The sequence below is a fragment of the Klebsiella sp. HMSC09D12 genome (genome assembly GCF_001808475.1).
Taxonomy (GTDB): Bacteria; Pseudomonadota; Gammaproteobacteria; order Enterobacterales; family Enterobacteriaceae; genus Klebsiella; species Klebsiella oxytoca.
Window position 1 is genome coordinate 176716 of the sequence record NZ_KV793492.1, and the last position, 17169, is coordinate 193884.

Sequence of the window (17169 nt, forward strand, 5' to 3'; positions counted from 1 at the left end):
TATCTGGCTAACAATACAGCGTCCATACCTTTACCATTGATTTAGTGTAAAGAGAGGTCAAGAAGATGATTACAACCCGAACAGCCAAACAGTGCGGTCAAGCAGACTTCGGCTGGCTGCAGGCCCGCTACACCTTTTCCTTTGGCCACTACTTCGACCCTAAATTGCTGGGCTACGCATCGTTGCGCGTGCTCAATCAGGAAATTCTGGCGCCCGGCGCGTCGTTTCAGCCGCGGACCTACCCGAAAGTCGACATTCTGAACCTGATTCTGGAAGGTGAAGCGGAATACCGCGACAGCGATGGCAACCATATTCAGGCAAAAGCCGGCGAAGCGCTGCTGATATCAACTCAGCCTGGCGTAAGCTACAGCGAGCATAACCTGAGTAAAGATCGCTCGCTGACGCGAATGCAGCTGTGGCTGGATGCCTGTCCACAGCACGAAAACCCGCTGGTGCAAAAAATCGCTATCGCCGCCGGATCGCAGCAGCTGCTGGCTTCGCCGGACGGCAGCCAGCATAGCCTCCAGCTGCGCCAGCAGGTATGGATCCACCATATCGACCTGGCGAAAGGCGAGCAGCTTAACGTGCAGCTTCACGGCCCCCGCGCCTACCTGCAGTCGATTCACGGTACGGTGCATGCGCGGGTGCAGGAAGAAGAGAAGCAGGCTCTGACCTGCGGCGATGGCGCTTTTATTCGTGACGAAGCTAACATTACCCTCGTTGCTGATACGCCGCTGCGCGCTTTGCTGATAGATTTACCAGTGTAACAACGGCAGTAAGGGAGTATGTCAGTGGGCAAGAAGAAAACAAAAAAAGTGGCGCTATCGGCGCAACAGCCGCAATCGGAAACCGTCACTACGATGAGTTTTGGCTATGAAGAGATGTTAAGCGAGCTGGAAGCGATCGTCGCGGAAGCGGAGATTCGGCTCCAGGAAGAAGAGAGCGTCGCCTGATGCAAATATCGGCCCCGGGCGCGGGGCCGATGGATTTACTCACTCAGCTCCTGAGCTAAGTCTTTTTGTACCTGCTTACGCTGTTCTGGCGTCAGCACCTGGTTCACATCAAAATAGTACTTCACGCGATAATAGCGAGCCTGCTGCTCTACCTGGCTAAATGCCGCCAGCTGATCTTTGACCGCCTTTTCGTTCCATTTTCCAGAATCAATAACCTCAAACAACACGCCGTCTTTAATATCTTTCTGGGAAATCTGCTGAACGTTTTTTTCCAGCTGCTGATGCAGGCTTTTAATTTTTGTTATCTGATCGTTAGTCAGTTTTAAGTGCTGGACAATCGGGTCCTGCGCCGGAGCGGGTGCAGCCTTAACATCCGCAGCCTGAGCCGCCATGGAGAACCCAGTGGCGAGAGCGGCTGTTAATGCAATGCGGGTCATTAATTTCATTGTTGTATCCTGATTAATTATCGTCGATGTGGCGGTCTATTATTTTTCAGAAGCTAATGACGAAATGTAAGAAATAGTACGTATAAATGTAGTTAAATCAGCAACATATAATAAATACGAATGCTATAATTCAATTCATTTATTTAAAATATATAAAACCAGGCGAGGAGAATGCATGGCCGTATGAGTCATCATGCGGTTGATGGCAGCCCGGTTTCCCACATACTGCCCGCGTTCTTTGTTCAAACCCGAAGCCAGAAGCAAAAACCCCCGCCATTGCTGACGAGGGTTTTCTTTGAATGTGGAAGCTGACCGTTAAGGCGGCTTCGTTCAACCATACGTCAGGCATCTGCGGCGCTGGGGTTGTCTTGTGTCGCAGACTGTATCTCACTTTGTGTAGCAGATAAAGTCAGTTAACAAACAAAAAAACTCGCAGGGACGAAACCAGCTACTCTGCTGAAATTGAAACAAATATTGATTTTGAAAGGTCGTCATTTGAGGGTGTAGATAAAAATCAGCTATGCGCGAGAACTGGAGTTTCACTGCCGGTTGGCTTAACAAACATCGCAGCATGTCAATGAGCTGGGAGAAAGCCAGTAAGAAAATAAATATGAAGCCGTAATGACTTTTCGATAATCACTTCTTGATTTTGTCATAATATTTATGTTGAAATCATGAAGTGAAACTACCGGAGAGACTTTCATGACCATGCCTTACTGTATCCTGCATACCGAAGCTGATTCAGATGTTGTACTTAATGGACTGGGCTTTTCAGAAAACGATATTCATGCTGCTCTGACATCTGCTTTGTACGAGCGCCGCAAATCCAGCAAGCTTCACCCCGCTGTCGATGCAGGATTCCGTTTCTGGAGTGAAATGGTTGCCGCGACACGCCGTGTACTAATTGGTAAGGGTAACGGCTGGTCCCCTGAAGTGGTCAAGCGAATGGAAATGGTCGCTAACTCAGCGAGGGGGGTTAATCTGATTATCACCTCGGGTGATAGACACACCGGGCGTCCTGATGGATTGCCGAAAACGAAGAATGCCAAAGGTGAGGCAACGCGCTCGATTGTTCACAACAATCCTGGCACAATTGATATGTTCCAGACGGATGCTTTGTATTCAGGCAAATCTGAAATCACTCCGATAGATAGCACTCGCACCTATATCGTCCTGTACTATTATGATGCGGCTAACAAAGAGGTTCGCTGCGAGGTGTCTTATCCGGTAGGAATGGTGAATCAGGACGGATTTGCCCGCGTAAGCGCATGGAGTGAGCGTATTATTTTGAGTCCTCTGCCATTTGAAGGTGCGGATATTTTCCCTGATGAGGATTTCAATGATGACATATCAATTACTGTTGAAAGCAAATGAGTAACCCTGTTGATGACGGTAAACGTCTTTTTAATCCATCCCGGCTCAAGCTGGCACGGATCAGACGCAAACTGACCCTAAAAGAACTGGCAGAAAAGATGGGACTTTCCAGCCGTATTGTAATTGAGTACGAAAAAGCCTATTGCCTATACGAACCCACGCCAGAGACGGTCCAGGCGTACGCCAGGGCTCTGAAATACCCAGAGTCCTTTTTTTTCGGGGATGACGTTGAAGCAATCGATCCACTGACGGTTTCATTCCGTTCTTTGCGCACGACAAAAGCCGCCGACCAGCATGCGGCAATTGGGGCTGGTGCGCTGGGAGTTATGCTGAGCGAGTATTTCAGCACCCGTTTCACCCTGCCGCAGCCTGAATTGCCGAATCTTCGTGGAAGTGAGCCTGAGATCGCTGCTCAGGCGGTGCGTGAAGCTTGGGGTATTGGCAAGAAGAGCATCACCAACGTTGTTCATCTTCTGGAGAAGCACGGCGTTAAGGTGTTCTGGCTCTCGGAGGAAACGGCGAGTATCGATGCATTTTCGTTCTGGAAAGATGATGTCCCTTACATCTTCCTGAACACTCGTAAATCAGGTGAACGCAGTCGTTTCGATGCGGCACATGAACTCGCTCACCTGGTGCTCCACCGTCATGGTGACGTCAAGGGACAAGATGCAGAGCGTGAAGCGGATGCTTTTGCGTCAGCATTTCTGATGCCCCTGGAAAACGTGATGGCGGTTAAGATGACGTTGCCGACGTTCGACAAAATCGTGCAATTGAAATCGCTCTGGAAAGTCTCGGCGATGGCTCTGATTGTCAGAATGCGAAATCTGAACATGCTTACAGAATGGCAGTACAACAGTCTGATGCGCGATGCGACGGCAAAGGGGTATCGAACCGGTGAGCCCGGAGGAATTGAGCGTGAAAGATCGCTCATTATTGAAAAAATGATGACCGCTCTGGCTGGTAACGGCATTAATCTGACTCAATTGAGTGATGAGCTTAACGTGCCTCTTGATGAGCTGAGTAGCCTGCTTTACGGTGTGGCGGCAATTAGTGGTGGTAATAGCGGAACATCAAGTTCACTGTCAAAGGCCTCTCTCCGTCTGGTGTGAAAAGCTATAAGCCGTTAGAGACCGTCTTTAGCGGCTTATTATTGATCGCCAATGGGCTCGCCGCAGTCATCCTTCTGAGCAATAACCTTCATTTTCAATGTTCGACGCACTCTTATCCATAATTTATTCACTTTCGACCGTGTTGAAACTTTTGCTATACGGGCAATGTTTCGACTTCGTGACGTAGGTAAAGGTGTAAATACTGTTGGAATAGACACATAAGGTTTGCCCGTTCGCCGTGGTTGACTGCTCCGGGTTGCTCATAGTTATACGCCCGGCATTGGCACTGAACGCAGCAAGAATAAGTCCCATCAACAACACTCTTCTTACCATCTCTAAACCTCCATTGAAGTTGATTTCTGCCGCCTTCCTGCAAGCGGTGTATGTAGGATGCATCTCAGTTATTGATCTATAAAAACGATCGATAATATAATTTCGATCGATAAAATCTATTATTAATTTTAACGGTCAAGTCTGCATACAGGAAGAAGTATGAAAAAAATTATTGTCTTACCTCTGTTGCTCTGCTCTTTCTCATCCGTAGCTAGTGGAGCGGTCTCGGGCGAAATTCAGCCATATCCTGATTACCTGTCTGCCTATGTCAAAACGCTTGTTACAGCCAGTTGTGATCAGGTCCTTTCAGATGATGGAAAGAACTCCATTGATAGAGCCATCAAGTCCATCAGCGCTAGCGCCACCAAAGGAATGACTACCGACACGGAAAGTTACTACGCTGTTTACAATTCAATCGTTTTTGGGGCTGAGATGGGGGATAAGCTGAAAAATGCCAAGAAACAGAAAATGATTCTGTCAACGAAAGACAAAATTGGAATAGATAGTTGCGGTGGTGTTGGTGCTTATGCATTGATACAGAAAGATTTTAGAAAGATGACCCTCGCGGGGCTAATGCCTTTAGCTCCGCAAGCAGGTGTCGCAAAGTCAAAGGCGACAACTTCAGACGAAAGCGTGTATCGAACTACGGCGAAAGCTCTAGCTGAACTTTATAAAGCTAACGAGGTTGCAGCTGATGACAAAATTGGTGGTCGTAAGGTGGAAGTAACCGGAACTGTTCAGGACATAACAAAAAATTTCGCGAATGATGTAGTCCTTAAACTTGAAAGCGGTAACCGCTTTATGCCTGTCAGCCTGAGTATGTCTGATTCAGAAAAGACGAAGGCGTCGAAGCTGATAAAGGGGCAAAAAATCACCATAACCTGCGAAAAGATGCAGCTTTTCATCGGTGCTCCGTCTGGCGGCAACTGCACCTTTAACTAATCTGTCATACGGTCTGCGGGGTAAATTCCCGGCGACTTACCCACTTCCCCCGCCGAGCAGATTCGAGAAGTACCCCCAGCAGAGCCGCAGCCCGAAGTCAAATATCACTGAGGATTGTCTGAACGGTCAGGCAGAAGCTTTTCACTATTGGAAGTGGTTGTATTATTTTCACAAATATCAATTGCATACCATTAAATTGATGTGTAAGCAGCGTCTGATTGATGGAAAATCGAGGAGGTTCATGTTATGAATCAGTGTGGTAAAAAAAGCATTCTCAGTAACACTTTATCGGCACAGTGATTGGAAAATAAACATAATTAAGGAACAATAAGTGGCTATTAAACTCTCAGTCATTAACTTCAAGGGTGGTGTAGGTAAATCTACATTGACATTCCACCTCGCAGCATATCTTGCACAATCATCAAAAGTACTGGTTATTGATGTCGATCATCAGTCAAGTCTGTCTATAGTAATGATGGGAGGTGCCTTGTGGAACCAAGCAGTCGAAAACAGAGAAACATGCAATACTATTTTTGAGTCTTTTTGCAATCGAAAAGTTACGATGCCGGGGCGAGAAATCATCCATGAGAACATTCTGCATCAGCGAAGCCCCAATTATGATTTCTATCCTAATCTTGACTTAGTACCTGCTCAATTTGAGCTTGACGACACGGAAATTGAGATGGCATCGACAACTATGGGATCTGCTATGTTGTCAGAATGGCACAAGCGAACTCTTTTAGCTGAGTGGCTTGATAGCGTCGAAGCCGATGAATATTATGATTACATCATATTCGATTGCCCCCCCGCGACCAAACTCGTCAGCCAGAATGCCTTAGCTGCCAGTGATTATTTTGTTGTTCCTGTTATACCTGATGCGATGTCAAGCCGTGGGGTTACGCATTTTAGGGTACTGGTAGAAAACAAAATTGATAAGAAATTGGAGTTTTTACGAGCTGGCTCATCAGTTGCACCGAAAGATGTCCCTAAGGCATACTGCCCTCAAACCAAGCTAGCAGCAATTGTTCCATTCATGGCGAAACCGGCTGGGAATGCAGCTTCTGGGCTGACAAATATTCATACCGAACAACTGGAAGCCCTTAAGCGAAAGTGGCAGCACGATTTGATTAAGCCTATCGTTAAGCACATGACAGGAGTAGCTGAAGCTATAGATGCGGGCTGGCCCGTCTGGACTGCTTATCAAACCCCAAACATTAAAAAAGTCATACCTATGATGAGATCCACATGTGAAGCTGTTAAGAGGAGGTTATTGCCTTGATCTCCTCCAAAAAATTGGTTGATCAAATAAAAGAGTACAAAGAAGTACTTCTTTTGATGGAAAAAAACCTTAATTATATTGAGGCAATAGGTGTGGATAAATCACACCTGCAAACTTATCGCCGAATCCTGAATCATCTGATTGCTAAAAATCCCGTTGAGATTCAGTCCATCCTTGAGAGCGGATTAACTAAAGGGAAATCGTTAAAAAAATCACCAAGTCAATTTATTGATAAAGAAATCAAAAAGTTAGATAAGGATGAGATCAAAACACTTCTTGGAACACAAAAGTTAACGCGATCAACATTAGAACGTATGGCAGTAGTACGTTTTGGTGTGCCTCAAGGTTCGTTGTCTGTATTGCGCACCCGTGATGCACTTATTCAGAAGATCCTCACATTATTATCACATGAGGATACTCATGAGGCGATATCTCAAGCTGCACTTGGCTCTGAGGCAATCGATCCAACCAAGAAAGATTAGATTTTGTTGTAACCACTGAAGACGTTTATCAAGCCTTAAAAGGAGCTAATCTTAAGAAAAAACAAACGATTAACTCCTTTTGGTTTTGAGTAATGTCAATCAATTTTTCTTTATCTAAATCTCACATGAGTAGACACAGTTGATACTTACCGCAGATGTTCGAATTTAGTATCTAAATGATGTTGTTTTAACTTATTTGATACTGTATCGTTAATGTCATCAATATGAGACTTTGAGGCAGAGATGAAAACTTTCGGATATGTACGGGTAAGTAGCAAAGATCAGAATGAAGCGCGTCAAGTTGAAGTGCTGGCGACGCAGGCTGACGAGATTTTGATCGATAAAGCCAGCGGTAAGGATGCAGACAGACCAGCCCTAAAAGAGCTAATGAGTAAAGTTCGTCCTGGCGACACGGTTCGAGTTAAAAGCGTTGACCGCTTGGCACGTAATACCCGCGATCTGCTGGAGATTCTGGAGGAACTGACCACAAATGGTGTAAGGGTTGAGTTTATCGATAATCACATGGTGTTTGATGATTCACCCACCAGCAAATTTATGATCACAATGCTCGGAGCCGTCGGTGAACTGGAGCGCTCTTTTATTCGCCAACGCCAGAATGAAGGCATCAAGATCGCGAAGGCGAAAGGTGTATTCAAAGGGCGACAAAAAGATGACGAGATCCGCAGGAAGGTCGCTGAGTATTTGGCTAAGGGGACATACTCCAATGAAGAAATTTACAAGCTGGTGGGGTGTGGGCGGGCTACATTTTTCCGGATCAAAAAAGAACTGAATGAAGCACCGTTGTGATATTTCCTTCGCCGAAGAACCGAACGCAGCATTGCTGCGTCGGTTGTATAATTACCACATGGGGATCAGTTACTGATATCTGTTCCAGTTATCCACGAGCCATTGCCAGACATTCTTATGACTACGCACTTCGCCGGGTAGATGGTTCTTGATCAGCCTTTCTGCTTTGAGTGCTGGCGATTTGGTATCCCAATTACTTGCATGAGCTAAGCGGTTAAGGAACGAAAGAACCTCATATCCTTCATGGCGGTTAAGCAATGTACTATCCGGTTTTCCCGTTATACGCGGGTCATCGGGAGATAATGCTGACCATGCGTATTGAAATTGAAGGTCGCTTCTGTTTAAAAGTGCCATAAAACCTCCTGAGTAAAAACTTCAAGTAGACGATATGTTCTTTTACGGGCTACTTCTTCGGATCGAAGTATACCCACCTACCCGATAGTATCTCCTTGCATCAAGTGAATGAATTGAATAAATCAGGGTTTGTGACGCTTGCGGGAAAAGTTCTCTCAAGATGTTAGAACGTGATCTTCGCGATGTGCGGGGCTTTTTTGTCTCTATTTCAACCATTTGATCCGGGAAAGTGCGAAGCCTGTACCAGAAGCCGGAGATTGAACAGATTGAAAAAATTTTCGCAACGATGAGAATAATGCGCTATATTTAAAAGTTAACCTGACAATGATAAGGAAAGGCATCGTTAAACGCTACATGCGCCATTGTGAGCGCTTTTTGTGGTGTGGGTAATGCGAAGGTACTGCCCTTGAACTTGAAGGTCATAGCGGGCTTTATACAAAGGATTTCGCGATCATGGTTTTTTGTTTCGAAGCTGCGAGGTCGAATGAACCTTGTCACCTTTGCCCGTCTGATATTTCCCGCGCTCCTTTGCCAGGTACGACAACCAGAGGATTGGCCCCTCAAGGGTTTCCGGTTTATCTCGTTCGATAACATAGTATTTCGTGTATCTGTCGTTTGATTTTGGGAACTCCAACAGCGTTGGCTCACCTCCTGACAGACTCGTCCAGATTTCCGTAATAGCGCCAGCAATGCCACTTGTTGGCGTTCCAAGTCGTTTTACCTGCCGGTGCGGAAGGGCTATCCAGCAATGGTAATGTACCTGTTTTGCCATTTCTTTTTCCCGCACCCAGCCGTAAGCGAAGTTGAGGATCGGATCTGCAACTCCTTCAGGTCTACGAAATTTCGATTTCAGCCGCTCGCGTAGTTTCTTGAATAGCTGGCTTACCCATTCGTTGGAGGTGTCTACGGGTGTGCCTGCTGGTAAGCGAAGATCAAAGCGGGTGAGGTAAACACGACTATAAGAACTCAGTATTGCGTCAAGCTCTGCGGCTATCGGGGTAAGGATATCTAACCGAACACCGGATTCGGCTGTAGTATTGACGGGATAGAGGTAGCCGTTATGGAAAAATTTGTCGCCCGTGATGACCGGATAGCGCCCGTGATCGTGGACAACTGTTCTGTAAGGCGTGGTTTGTGGTTGTGCTAACTGTGTAGGGGGTAATTCTGTTTGTGTCTGTTGTTGCAAGGCTCCTCCTCTGACTGTTTACATGAATACTCTCTCGTGTGCTTGTATACGTGTACATACGTATAAGTTATTACCATCAGACCACCGGAAATGGGCAGCCACAGCCACGGGCAAAACCCGCGCCGTTAAAGGCACTACAGGCAATCTCAGTAGTGTGTATTTTTTCGTAAGAAGTTTACATGGCGAAAAAATCCAATATAAAGCATACGCTAAATTCCGGAAAGGTGCAAAAATTATTTTATTCGGCGGTATTTTTCCGGCTCTGCATCGGCAAGTTCTTTCGCTTTGGCAATGGCGCGTTTCAACGCTACTTCATCGATAATGTGAACGGGACATTCGCGCGGTGTCTTTGTTGTCATGCTTTAACTCCGTTCAGGAGAGTGCGTAAGCGATCCCGCATTGCGGCCTGCTCTGCCTCTGCTTGTTTCTCGGCTTTCCGCTGCGAGTCCTCGGCGGCTTGTTGCATCAATTCATCGATCTCGCGCTCCATGCCTGAAAACAGTTCATTGGTATATGAGTCGGAGACCTTGGATCGTAGTTCTTTGAGTTCTGTTTCGATCAGTGGGGCAGGTTTTTGCAAAGTAACGGAAATCATCGATGGATTGGCAAGCACTGAAGCAGGCCCAGAAAGATGAAACCGCCAGCCCTCAAGGATCAGCGCCTGGAGCCTGTCCACCAGCCGCGCCGGAATGTCTGCAAAGCTCTGGAACTTGTTATAACGGGCTTCGGCGTTTTCAATTCGGCGCTGCAAAACTTCTGGGTTTGGTTGGTATTTTGCAGCGATCTTATCGATAAAAATCTGCAATTCTGGGTCAATCTGGTTAGATAGTTCTTTCTTTGTTGTCATGCTGGGTCTCCGTATCGGTAATAAATGGGCGTAAGGGTTCGCTGGCTTTGGTGATGTGCGCCAGTCGTTACCGCTTTGCGATGGTTTCTATGGTCTATCAGTAAGCGCCGTTGAAAGTCTGGTTGCAGGTCGGACAGTAGTTTGCTCGTCCTACGGTGACAAGAAACCACCTGCAAACGCTTGCACGATCAACGATAAAATCCACCAGCCCGAAATCAGCGAACATCGAAAGATTTCGATGTACTGTTGAAAGCGGCAGGTTTACCAACTCTGACAGGTTGAAGGCCGTAAGTGGGATCTGGTTTTGCGTCAGGTGGTGAAGAAGGTTGATCCGGGCGGTCGTCAGAGTCAACCCGGACTTCCTGAGAATGCTGACCAGCGTTTTACGTTCTTCTGAGGAAGGCGGTGAAAAAGCTGGTAGCGTTAAGGCAAAGCACAAAATGACCTCTCAATAAGTTATTCATTATAAGAAGTATTTTATCATAAAACCATTCAAATGGGAATAATTATCATTTAAAACCAATCAACACTATCAACTACTGGAAGCAAGTCAGAAACTTTCATCTTGCCTGTATAAACCTTAGTTTGCCCCTGGTTTGAATGCTCATGGCCGATTGTCTGCTGAACAAGCGTGAGGGTATGTTTTGCCTGAATTTCAGTTACGAAAGTGTGGCGTAAGCTGTGAACAATGCGCCTGTTTTTAAAATCGTCAAGATAATCAATATTCAATTGCTCACGTATCGCGTGGAACAACCGGGTTACCTGACTTCGATTAGTAATCTCGGGAAATAAGTAAGCATCTGGCTTTTTGCCATCCAGATATAGCAAGAACCCCATGTCAAGAAGACGCTTTGCGATAGGAACCTGTCGAATCCCTGCCTCAGTTTTACTATCCCCGATCATTATGTAATGCCTCTGGCTATCCTCGTCCAACCGCACATCGGAAACTTTCAGTTTTGCGATTTCAGAGCGTCTTGCGCCAGTGTACGCCAATAGCAAAAAACCCCATTTATTCCACCCTTCCAAAGTCGCAAAGTGACATACTAATTTTCGCATTTCTGCTCGAGTGTAATAACCATAGCTGTGGCTTTTAGCTTGGTACGTAACGTTAAGTGTTGGTGATGATTCAAGAATATCCTCTTCTTTAGTCAGGTAGGTTGAAAACAACCCCTGACACAGTTTCAGATAATCTTTGACCGTTTTGGATGAAACCAGATCTTCTTCTGGGACTTCATCCAAGTCCAAAAATTGCTGGATCGTCATCCGGTTATAAGGCCTCTTATTCTGACGAGGTAAACCTTCAACTACCTCAAGCAGGTTTTTAATATCACGTCGAGAAATGTCAGAAACTTGAGTGTCAGCCCCCAAAACCGCCTCTATCACTTCATAGTATTTTTCATTCCCCTGCCGAATCTTGGGAGTCCAGTCCGACTTATATTTTACAAAACCCTTCCATGCCTCAGATAGCGACAAAGAAGGGGTCTGTGGTTCTTCAGGCTTAGCAGCTTGACCGGGAACATAATCACTTTCTGGTCGCATAGAGTTAACGATCTGGCGATAATCTGAATGCCGTTGATCCATAAAGGCTATATGTGCATCGCAGTAATGTCTCCAAAGGAGATCGTACTCTGAGGCCAAATAATCGATTTCATCCGCCATGCCCGTAAGATCAAACTGGCTACCAAGTTGCTCTATGACTGAATCTGTCGACAGCGGTTCAACATCTTGTTTAAAAGTTCCATCAAGTAGCAGCCCAAAATCAGGCGCATTACGTTTTTCACGAGCCAATGAACCGGATTCTCGCAGGATGCTACGTACAGTTGAGGGAATTTTTTTTGCTGCGGCGTAAAAATCCGCCTGAATTTTAAGCAAATAACGATCAATATCGTCTTGTTCTAACTTCTTCATTTTCTGCACTATGTCCAATAATTGGGCTGGCTCCATTTTGGACGATTTTACAAAAGAAATGAACATAGAGAGACGGGAAGATATAAATCTTGCTCTGCTGGCTGAATCGCAGCCCAGAGACACGCGGAACAAACCGCCTGAAGGTAGTCTGAAATGAAGGCAGTAGCGGTTGCCACGCTTTAGGATATTCGGGATGGAACAGCCGTTGGTGTGCCTCGTCTGTATCACAGTCTGTGTCACATTTTCACCTATTAAGGCCTGAGACACACCAACGTATTGTTTTAGAAGAAGTTGAAGCTGACCGTTAAGCCGGGTTCTGTCGTGGACAGTCATTCATCTAGGCCAGCAATCGCTCACTGGCTCAAGCAGCCTACCCGGGTTCAGTACGGGCCGTACCTTGTGAACCCCTATTTGGCCTTGCTCCGGGTGGAGTTTACCGTGCCGCGAACTGTTACCAGACGCGCGGTGCGCTCTTACCGCACCCTTTCACCCTTACCTGATCCCACTTGCGTGGGCCATCGGCGGTTTGCTCTCTGTTGCACTGGTCGTGGGCTTGCGCCCCCCAGGCGTTACCTGGCACCCTGCCCTATGGAGCCCGGACTTTCCTCCCCTCCGCCCGTCTCCCCCGAAGAGGACGACGACGAAGCGGCGACTGTCTGGTCAGCTTCGGCGCGAAGTATAGAGGGTTTACCGACGGTTGTCATCCTTCCGTCGCCATCCCAACCTGCAATGTCGCCGCAATATTACGCGACGCATGATAAATATTGTCCGCCGCGCCGCGAAACGCCTCTTCGAGCGTCGTTACGCTGGTCAGCACGCTAAACACCGCATCAATCCCATACTGGTGAACCACACCGACGTCCCGGGTCAGACTACCGGCGATGCCAATCACCGGCTTATGATACTTTTTCGCCACGCTTGCCACGCCAACCGGCACTTTACCGTTAATACTCTGGCTATCCAGCCGACCTTCGCCGGTCACCACCAGCGAACAATCAAGGATATGCTCTTCCAGGTTCAGCGCCTGGGTCACGATTTCAATCCCGCTGCGTAATTCAGCCTTCAGAAACGCCATCAGCGCGGCACCCATACCGCCCGCCGCGCCCGCACCGGCAACCTGCTTCACATCGACATGCAGATCGGCCTTAATAATATCGGCATAGTGCGCCAGATTGCTGTCCAGCTCGCGGATCATCGCTTCGGTAGCCCCTTTCTGCGGGCCAAAAATTCTTGACGCGCCGCTATCGCCGATCAGCGGGTTGGTGACATCGCAGGCGACCCGAATAGCGCAATCATGCAGTCGGGCATCAAGACCGGAGATATCTATCGAATTGAGGCTACACAGACTACCGCCGCCGTTGCCAATCTCCGCGCCGTTGGCATCGCAAAGCCGCGCGCCCAGCGCCTGCACCATTCCTGCGCCGCCATCGTTGGTGGCGCTGCCGCCAATGCCAATGATGATATTTTTCGCCCCGTGATCCAGCGCCTGCAGAATCAGCTCGCCGGTACCGCGCGATGTCGTCAATAGCGGGTTACGCTGCGCGGGCGGCACGAGCCCCAGCCCGCTGGCCGCAGCCATTTCGATAAACGCGGTTTTGCCGTCACCGGAAAGCCCCCAGCAGGCCTCAACCGGGAGACCCAGCGGCCCCGTCACGCAGGCGCTCATCTCGGTTCCCTGCGTCGCGGCAATCATCGCCTCAACGGTACCTTCTCCGCCATCGGCGAGAGGAACCTTCACGTAGAGCGCATCGGGGAAAATTTCCCGAAAACCTTTTTCTATAGCCTGAGCAACCTCGGTGGCCGAGAGGCTTTCTTTATAAGAGTCTGGGGCGATTACGATTTTCATAGTTATGTAGCCTGACAGTGCCGCGCAAGGCAAGAATTACAGGGCGCGCATCCGCGCCCTTCTTGTTAGCGAGTGACTTCCACTTTCGCCAGTTTTTCGTAGTAGCATGCAAGTGCGCTATGGTCGGCGGTACCCAGGCCATCCGCGCGCAGCGCCTGCATCATCTCCATTACTGCGGCGGTCAGCGGCAGCTGGGCGCCCACGCCGTGAGAAGTATCCAGCGCATTCGCCAGATCTTTAATATGCAGATCGATACGGAAGCCCGGCTTAAAGTTACGATCCATCACCATCGGCGCTTTGGCATCCAGCACGGTGCTCCCGGCCAGCCCGCCGCGGATGGCCTGATAAACCAGATCCGGGTTCACGCCCGCTTTAGTCGCCAGCGTCAGCGCTTCGGACATCGCCGCAATGTTCAGCGCCACAATCACCTGGTTGGCCAGCTTGGTGACGTTGCCCGCGCCGATCTCGCCGGTGTGTACCACGGATCCCGCCATCGCTTTCAGCAGATCGTAATATTTATCGAAAATCGCTTTATCACCGCCCACCATCACCGACAGCGTACCGTCGATAGCCTTCGGTTCGCCGCCGCTGACCGGGGCATCCAGCATATCGACGCCCTTCGCTTTCAGCGCTTCGCTGATTTCGCGGCTCGCCAGCGGCGCGATGGAGCTCATATCAATCAAAACGGTGCCCGGCTTCGCGCCTTCAATGATCCCGCCTTCGCCCAGCGCGACCTCTTTCACGTGCGGGGAGTTCGGCAGCATGGTGATGATCACATCGCACTGCTCGGCAATCGCTTTCGCTGATGCGGCGGTTTCTGCGCCTGCGGCAATCACTTCGGCAATCGCTTCCGGATTACGGTCAGCAACCACCAACGAGTAACCCGCCTTGAGGAGGTTTTTACTCATTGGTTTACCCATGATACCGAGGCCAATAAAACCAACTTTCATTGTCATGTCTTTATCTCTCTAGTTTCGGTGGTGGTTATTTCTTAAAGGAGTCAGCCAGCTTCTGCGTGGCAGAACGGAAAACGCCCAGGTCGCTGCCGACGGCGACAAAGGTCGCGCCCCATTCCAGATAGCGGCGCGCGTCGGCTTCAACCGGTGCCAGAATACCGCTCGGCTTACCGTGCTTCTTCGCGCTGGCAAAAATATGCTGGATTGCTTTTTGAACTTCCGGATGGGAAGCATTGCCCAGATGACCCAGCGCAGCGGCCAGATCGCTTGGGCCGACAAAAATACCGTCCACGCCAGGCGTGGCGGCTATCGCATCAACGTTATCCACGCCCTGCTGGCTCTCGATTTGCACGAGAATGGTGATATTTTTGTTCGACTGCGCGAAGTAATCCGGCACGGTGCCAAACATATTGGCGCGGTGCGAGACGGATACGCCGCGAATGCCTTCAGGCGGATAGCGGGTTGAGGCAACGGCGTTAATCGCCTGCTCTTCCGTTTCCACAAACGGGATCAGGAAGTTATAAAAACCGATATCCAGCAGGCGCTTAATGATCACCGGTTCGTTGGTCGGTACGCGAACGACCGGCGCGCTGGCGCTCCCTTTCAGCGCCATCAGCTGGGGGATAAAGGTAGAGATATCGTTCGGCGCATGTTCGCCGTCCAGTACCAGCCAGTCGAAACCGGCCAGGCCTAAAACTTCGGTGCTAATTGGGCTCGCCAGCGCGGACCAGCAACCAATCTGAACCTGATGCGCCGCCAGGGCCGCCTTAAATTTATTCGGGAAGATATCGTTATTCATCACTTATACCTTGTCACTTAACCGTTAATTATTTCTGCAGTTCCATACGTTTGATGTCGCCGACCACAAACAGATAGCAAACCATCGCCATCAGGGCGGAACATCCAACAAAGACCAGCGCTGCGTTGAATGAGTGCAGTTCGCTCACCAGGTAACCGATAACCAGCGGGGTTACGATGGAAGCAACGTTACCAAATACGTTAAATACGCCGCCGCACAGGCCAACAATCTCTTTCGGCGCAGTATCGGAAATCACCGGCCAGCCCAGCGCGCCAAACCCTTTACCGAAGAATGCCAGCGCCATCAGGGTGACCACCAGCGCGGTATTATTGGTGTAGTTACACAGAATGATGGTGGAAGCGAGCAGCATTCCGAGGACGATCGGCAGCTTACGCGCCACGGTGATGGAAAAACCGCGTTTAATCAGATAGTCAGAGAACACGCCGCCCAGCACGCCGCCGGCAAAACCGCACAGCGCCGGAATCGATGCGACCAGACCCACTTTCAGAATCGACATACCCTTTTCCTGCACCAGATAAATCGGAAACCAGGTGAGGAAGAACCAGGTAATGGTATTGATAAAATATTGACCGAAGAATACGCCCAGCATCATGCGGTTGGTCAACAGCTGCTTGATATAGTGAAGCTTCGGACCGCTGGCCGCCGCGCTGCCGGGCTTTTTATGGTCCATATCAACGACTGCGCCATTCTCGGAGATAAACTTCAGCTCCTCTTGCGTCATGCGCGGATGGTCAGTGGGATTATGGATCAGTTTTATCCACAGGCCGGTCAGCACAAAGCCAATCACGCCCATGACGGTGAATACATGCTCCCAACCCCAGGCAAAGGTCAGCCAGCCCAGCAGCGGCGAGAACAGCGCCAGGGAGAAATACTGCGCGGAGTTAAAGATCGCCGATGCGGTGCCGCGCTCTTTCGTCGGAAACCACGCCGCGACGATACGGGCGTTTGCCGGGAAAGATGGCGCTTCAGAGAAGCCCAGCATAAAGCGCATAAAAAACATTGAGATGCCCGCCCATGCCAGCGGAAACATATCCACAAAGCCTTGCAGGAAGGTGAACAGCGACCAGAAGAACAGGCTGTAAGAGTAGACCTTTTTCGATCCAAATTTATCGAGCAGCCAGCCGCCGGGGATTTGCATTAGCAGGTAGGCCCAGCCAAAAGCGGAGAAAATATAGCCCATTGAGACCGCACTCAGCTGCAGCTCTTTCGCCACCTCGGTACCGGCGATCGAAAGCGTCGCGCGGTCGGCATAGTTAACGGCAGTGACAATAAAAATAATTAACAGAATTAAATAGCGGGTTGGCACACTTTTTTTCTGTTCTATTGTTGCATCCAGACTCATCTCATATTCCTCAGGTACAACACACCTTCCATTATTTATTTTGGTGTGATTCTTAATTATTCAGAAATCAATATCAGGAGGTATCGATTTACTCATCCGGCGCATTGCAAGCATGACTCAGTATAATCAGCTTGCGACCGTTAAACACTGTGCATATAACCTGTAAATGGCATTTAATTATCTCT

Annotated in this window: 20 protein-coding genes and 1 other RNA gene; 8 read left to right on the forward strand and 13 right to left on the reverse strand. The window is 48.8% G+C overall.

Going from position 1 to position 17169, the window contains the following annotated elements:
- Window positions 1-65: 65 nt before the first annotated feature.
- Together HMPREF3178_RS19290 and HMPREF3178_RS31365 are read left to right on the forward strand one after the other, a co-directional pair.
- A complete protein-coding gene (locus HMPREF3178_RS19290; RefSeq protein ID WP_004105987.1) occupies window positions 66-767 on the forward strand; it encodes a pirin family protein in 702 nt (233 codons plus the stop codon).
- A gap of 18 nt (window positions 768-785) precedes the next feature.
- Window positions 786-953 (forward strand): hypothetical protein, encoded by a 168-nt coding sequence (locus HMPREF3178_RS31365; RefSeq protein ID WP_016808040.1) that lies wholly within the window; start codon window positions 786-788, stop codon window positions 951-953.
- 35 nt (window positions 954-988) lie between these two features.
- Here the strand turns inward: HMPREF3178_RS31365 and HMPREF3178_RS19295 are convergent, their stop codons facing one another.
- Window positions 989-1399, reverse strand: coding sequence for a Spy/CpxP family protein refolding chaperone (locus HMPREF3178_RS19295; RefSeq protein WP_004115743.1), 411 nt, complete (start codon window positions 1397-1399; stop codon window positions 989-991).
- A gap of 702 nt (window positions 1400-2101) precedes the next feature.
- Between HMPREF3178_RS19295 and HMPREF3178_RS19300 the strand changes: the two genes are divergently transcribed.
- Window positions 2102-2773 carry a hypothetical protein gene (locus HMPREF3178_RS19300; protein WP_017145379.1) on the forward strand — a complete coding sequence of 224 codons (672 nt, stop codon included), beginning with the start codon at window positions 2102-2104 and terminating at the stop codon, window positions 2771-2773.
- Window positions 2770-3882, forward strand: a complete 1113-nt coding sequence (locus tag HMPREF3178_RS19305; RefSeq protein ID WP_017145378.1) for a helix-turn-helix domain-containing protein — start codon at window positions 2770-2772, stop codon at window positions 3880-3882. The genes HMPREF3178_RS19300 and HMPREF3178_RS19305 overlap by 4 nt, the downstream gene beginning before the upstream one ends.
- A gap of 123 nt (window positions 3883-4005) precedes the next feature.
- On the opposite strand, the gene HMPREF3178_RS31825 is transcribed toward HMPREF3178_RS19305, so the two are convergent.
- Window positions 4006-4215 (reverse strand): hypothetical protein, encoded by a 210-nt coding sequence (locus HMPREF3178_RS31825; RefSeq protein WP_017145377.1) that lies wholly within the window; start codon window positions 4213-4215, stop codon window positions 4006-4008.
- Between the two features lie 159 nt (window positions 4216-4374).
- Between HMPREF3178_RS31825 and HMPREF3178_RS19315 the strand changes: the two genes are divergently transcribed.
- From HMPREF3178_RS19315 to HMPREF3178_RS19330, 4 genes are all read left to right on the forward strand, one after another.
- Window positions 4375-5157, forward strand: coding sequence for an OB-fold protein (locus HMPREF3178_RS19315; RefSeq protein WP_017145376.1), 783 nt, complete (start codon window positions 4375-4377; stop codon window positions 5155-5157).
- A gap of 331 nt (window positions 5158-5488) precedes the next feature.
- Window positions 5489-6436 (forward strand): ParA family protein, encoded by a 948-nt coding sequence (locus HMPREF3178_RS19320; RefSeq protein WP_017145375.1) that lies wholly within the window; start codon window positions 5489-5491, stop codon window positions 6434-6436.
- On the forward strand, window positions 6433-6918 hold the full coding sequence (locus HMPREF3178_RS19325) for a hypothetical protein (RefSeq protein WP_017145374.1): 486 nt from the start codon (window positions 6433-6435) through the stop codon (window positions 6916-6918). The genes HMPREF3178_RS19320 and HMPREF3178_RS19325 overlap by 4 nt, the downstream gene beginning before the upstream one ends.
- 243 nt (window positions 6919-7161) lie before the next feature.
- Window positions 7162-7725 (forward strand): recombinase family protein, encoded by a 564-nt coding sequence (locus HMPREF3178_RS19330; protein ID WP_016245123.1) that lies wholly within the window; start codon window positions 7162-7164, stop codon window positions 7723-7725.
- A gap of 69 nt (window positions 7726-7794) precedes the next feature.
- Here HMPREF3178_RS19330 and HMPREF3178_RS30185 read toward each other — a convergent pair whose 3' ends face one another.
- The 11 genes from HMPREF3178_RS30185 to garP form a co-directional block, all read right to left on the reverse strand.
- Complete coding sequence (locus tag HMPREF3178_RS30185; protein ID WP_016245124.1) at window positions 7795-8079, reverse strand: hypothetical protein; 285 nt, start codon at window positions 8077-8079, stop codon at window positions 7795-7797.
- 451 nt (window positions 8080-8530) lie between these two features.
- Window positions 8531-9265, reverse strand: a complete 735-nt coding sequence (locus tag HMPREF3178_RS19335) for a YagK/YfjJ domain-containing protein (RefSeq protein WP_017145372.1) — start codon at window positions 9263-9265, stop codon at window positions 8531-8533.
- A gap of 233 nt (window positions 9266-9498) precedes the next feature.
- The gene (locus HMPREF3178_RS32030; RefSeq protein ID WP_017145371.1) at window positions 9499-9624 is read right to left on the reverse strand and encodes a hypothetical protein; all 126 of its coding nucleotides are present in this window, start codon (window positions 9622-9624) and stop codon (window positions 9499-9501) included.
- Window positions 9621-10112, reverse strand: a complete 492-nt coding sequence (locus tag HMPREF3178_RS19340; RefSeq protein ID WP_017145370.1) for a hypothetical protein — start codon at window positions 10110-10112, stop codon at window positions 9621-9623. The genes HMPREF3178_RS32030 and HMPREF3178_RS19340 overlap by 4 nt, the downstream gene beginning before the upstream one ends.
- Before the next feature lie 97 nt (window positions 10113-10209).
- Window positions 10210-10464, reverse strand: coding sequence for a helix-turn-helix domain-containing protein (locus HMPREF3178_RS31030; protein WP_124070057.1), 255 nt, complete (start codon window positions 10462-10464; stop codon window positions 10210-10212).
- Window positions 10465-10625: 161 nt separating this feature from the next.
- A complete protein-coding gene (locus HMPREF3178_RS19345; protein WP_228705142.1) occupies window positions 10626-12020 on the reverse strand; it encodes a tyrosine-type recombinase/integrase in 1395 nt (464 codons plus the stop codon).
- Between the two features lie 289 nt (window positions 12021-12309).
- Window positions 12310-12688, reverse strand: an RNA gene (gene rnpB, locus HMPREF3178_RS19350) — RNase P RNA component class A.
- Window positions 12689-12720: 32 nt separating this feature from the next.
- Window positions 12721-13866, reverse strand: a complete 1146-nt coding sequence (gene garK / locus HMPREF3178_RS19355; protein WP_004115745.1) for a glycerate 2-kinase — start codon at window positions 13864-13866, stop codon at window positions 12721-12723.
- A gap of 65 nt (window positions 13867-13931) precedes the next feature.
- Window positions 13932-14822: a 2-hydroxy-3-oxopropionate reductase gene (gene garR, locus HMPREF3178_RS19360; RefSeq protein WP_004105999.1), complete on the reverse strand. Its 891-nt coding sequence runs from the start codon at window positions 14820-14822 to the stop codon at window positions 13932-13934.
- A gap of 28 nt (window positions 14823-14850) precedes the next feature.
- Window positions 14851-15621 (reverse strand): 2-dehydro-3-deoxyglucarate aldolase, encoded by a 771-nt coding sequence (gene garL, locus HMPREF3178_RS19365; RefSeq protein WP_004106001.1) that lies wholly within the window; start codon window positions 15619-15621, stop codon window positions 14851-14853.
- A 28-nt stretch (window positions 15622-15649) separates the two neighbouring features.
- Window positions 15650-16984 carry a galactarate/glucarate/glycerate transporter GarP gene (gene garP / locus HMPREF3178_RS19370; protein ID WP_004106004.1) on the reverse strand — a complete coding sequence of 445 codons (1335 nt, stop codon included), beginning with the start codon at window positions 16982-16984 and terminating at the stop codon, window positions 15650-15652.
- Window positions 16985-17169: the final 185 nt, after the last annotated feature.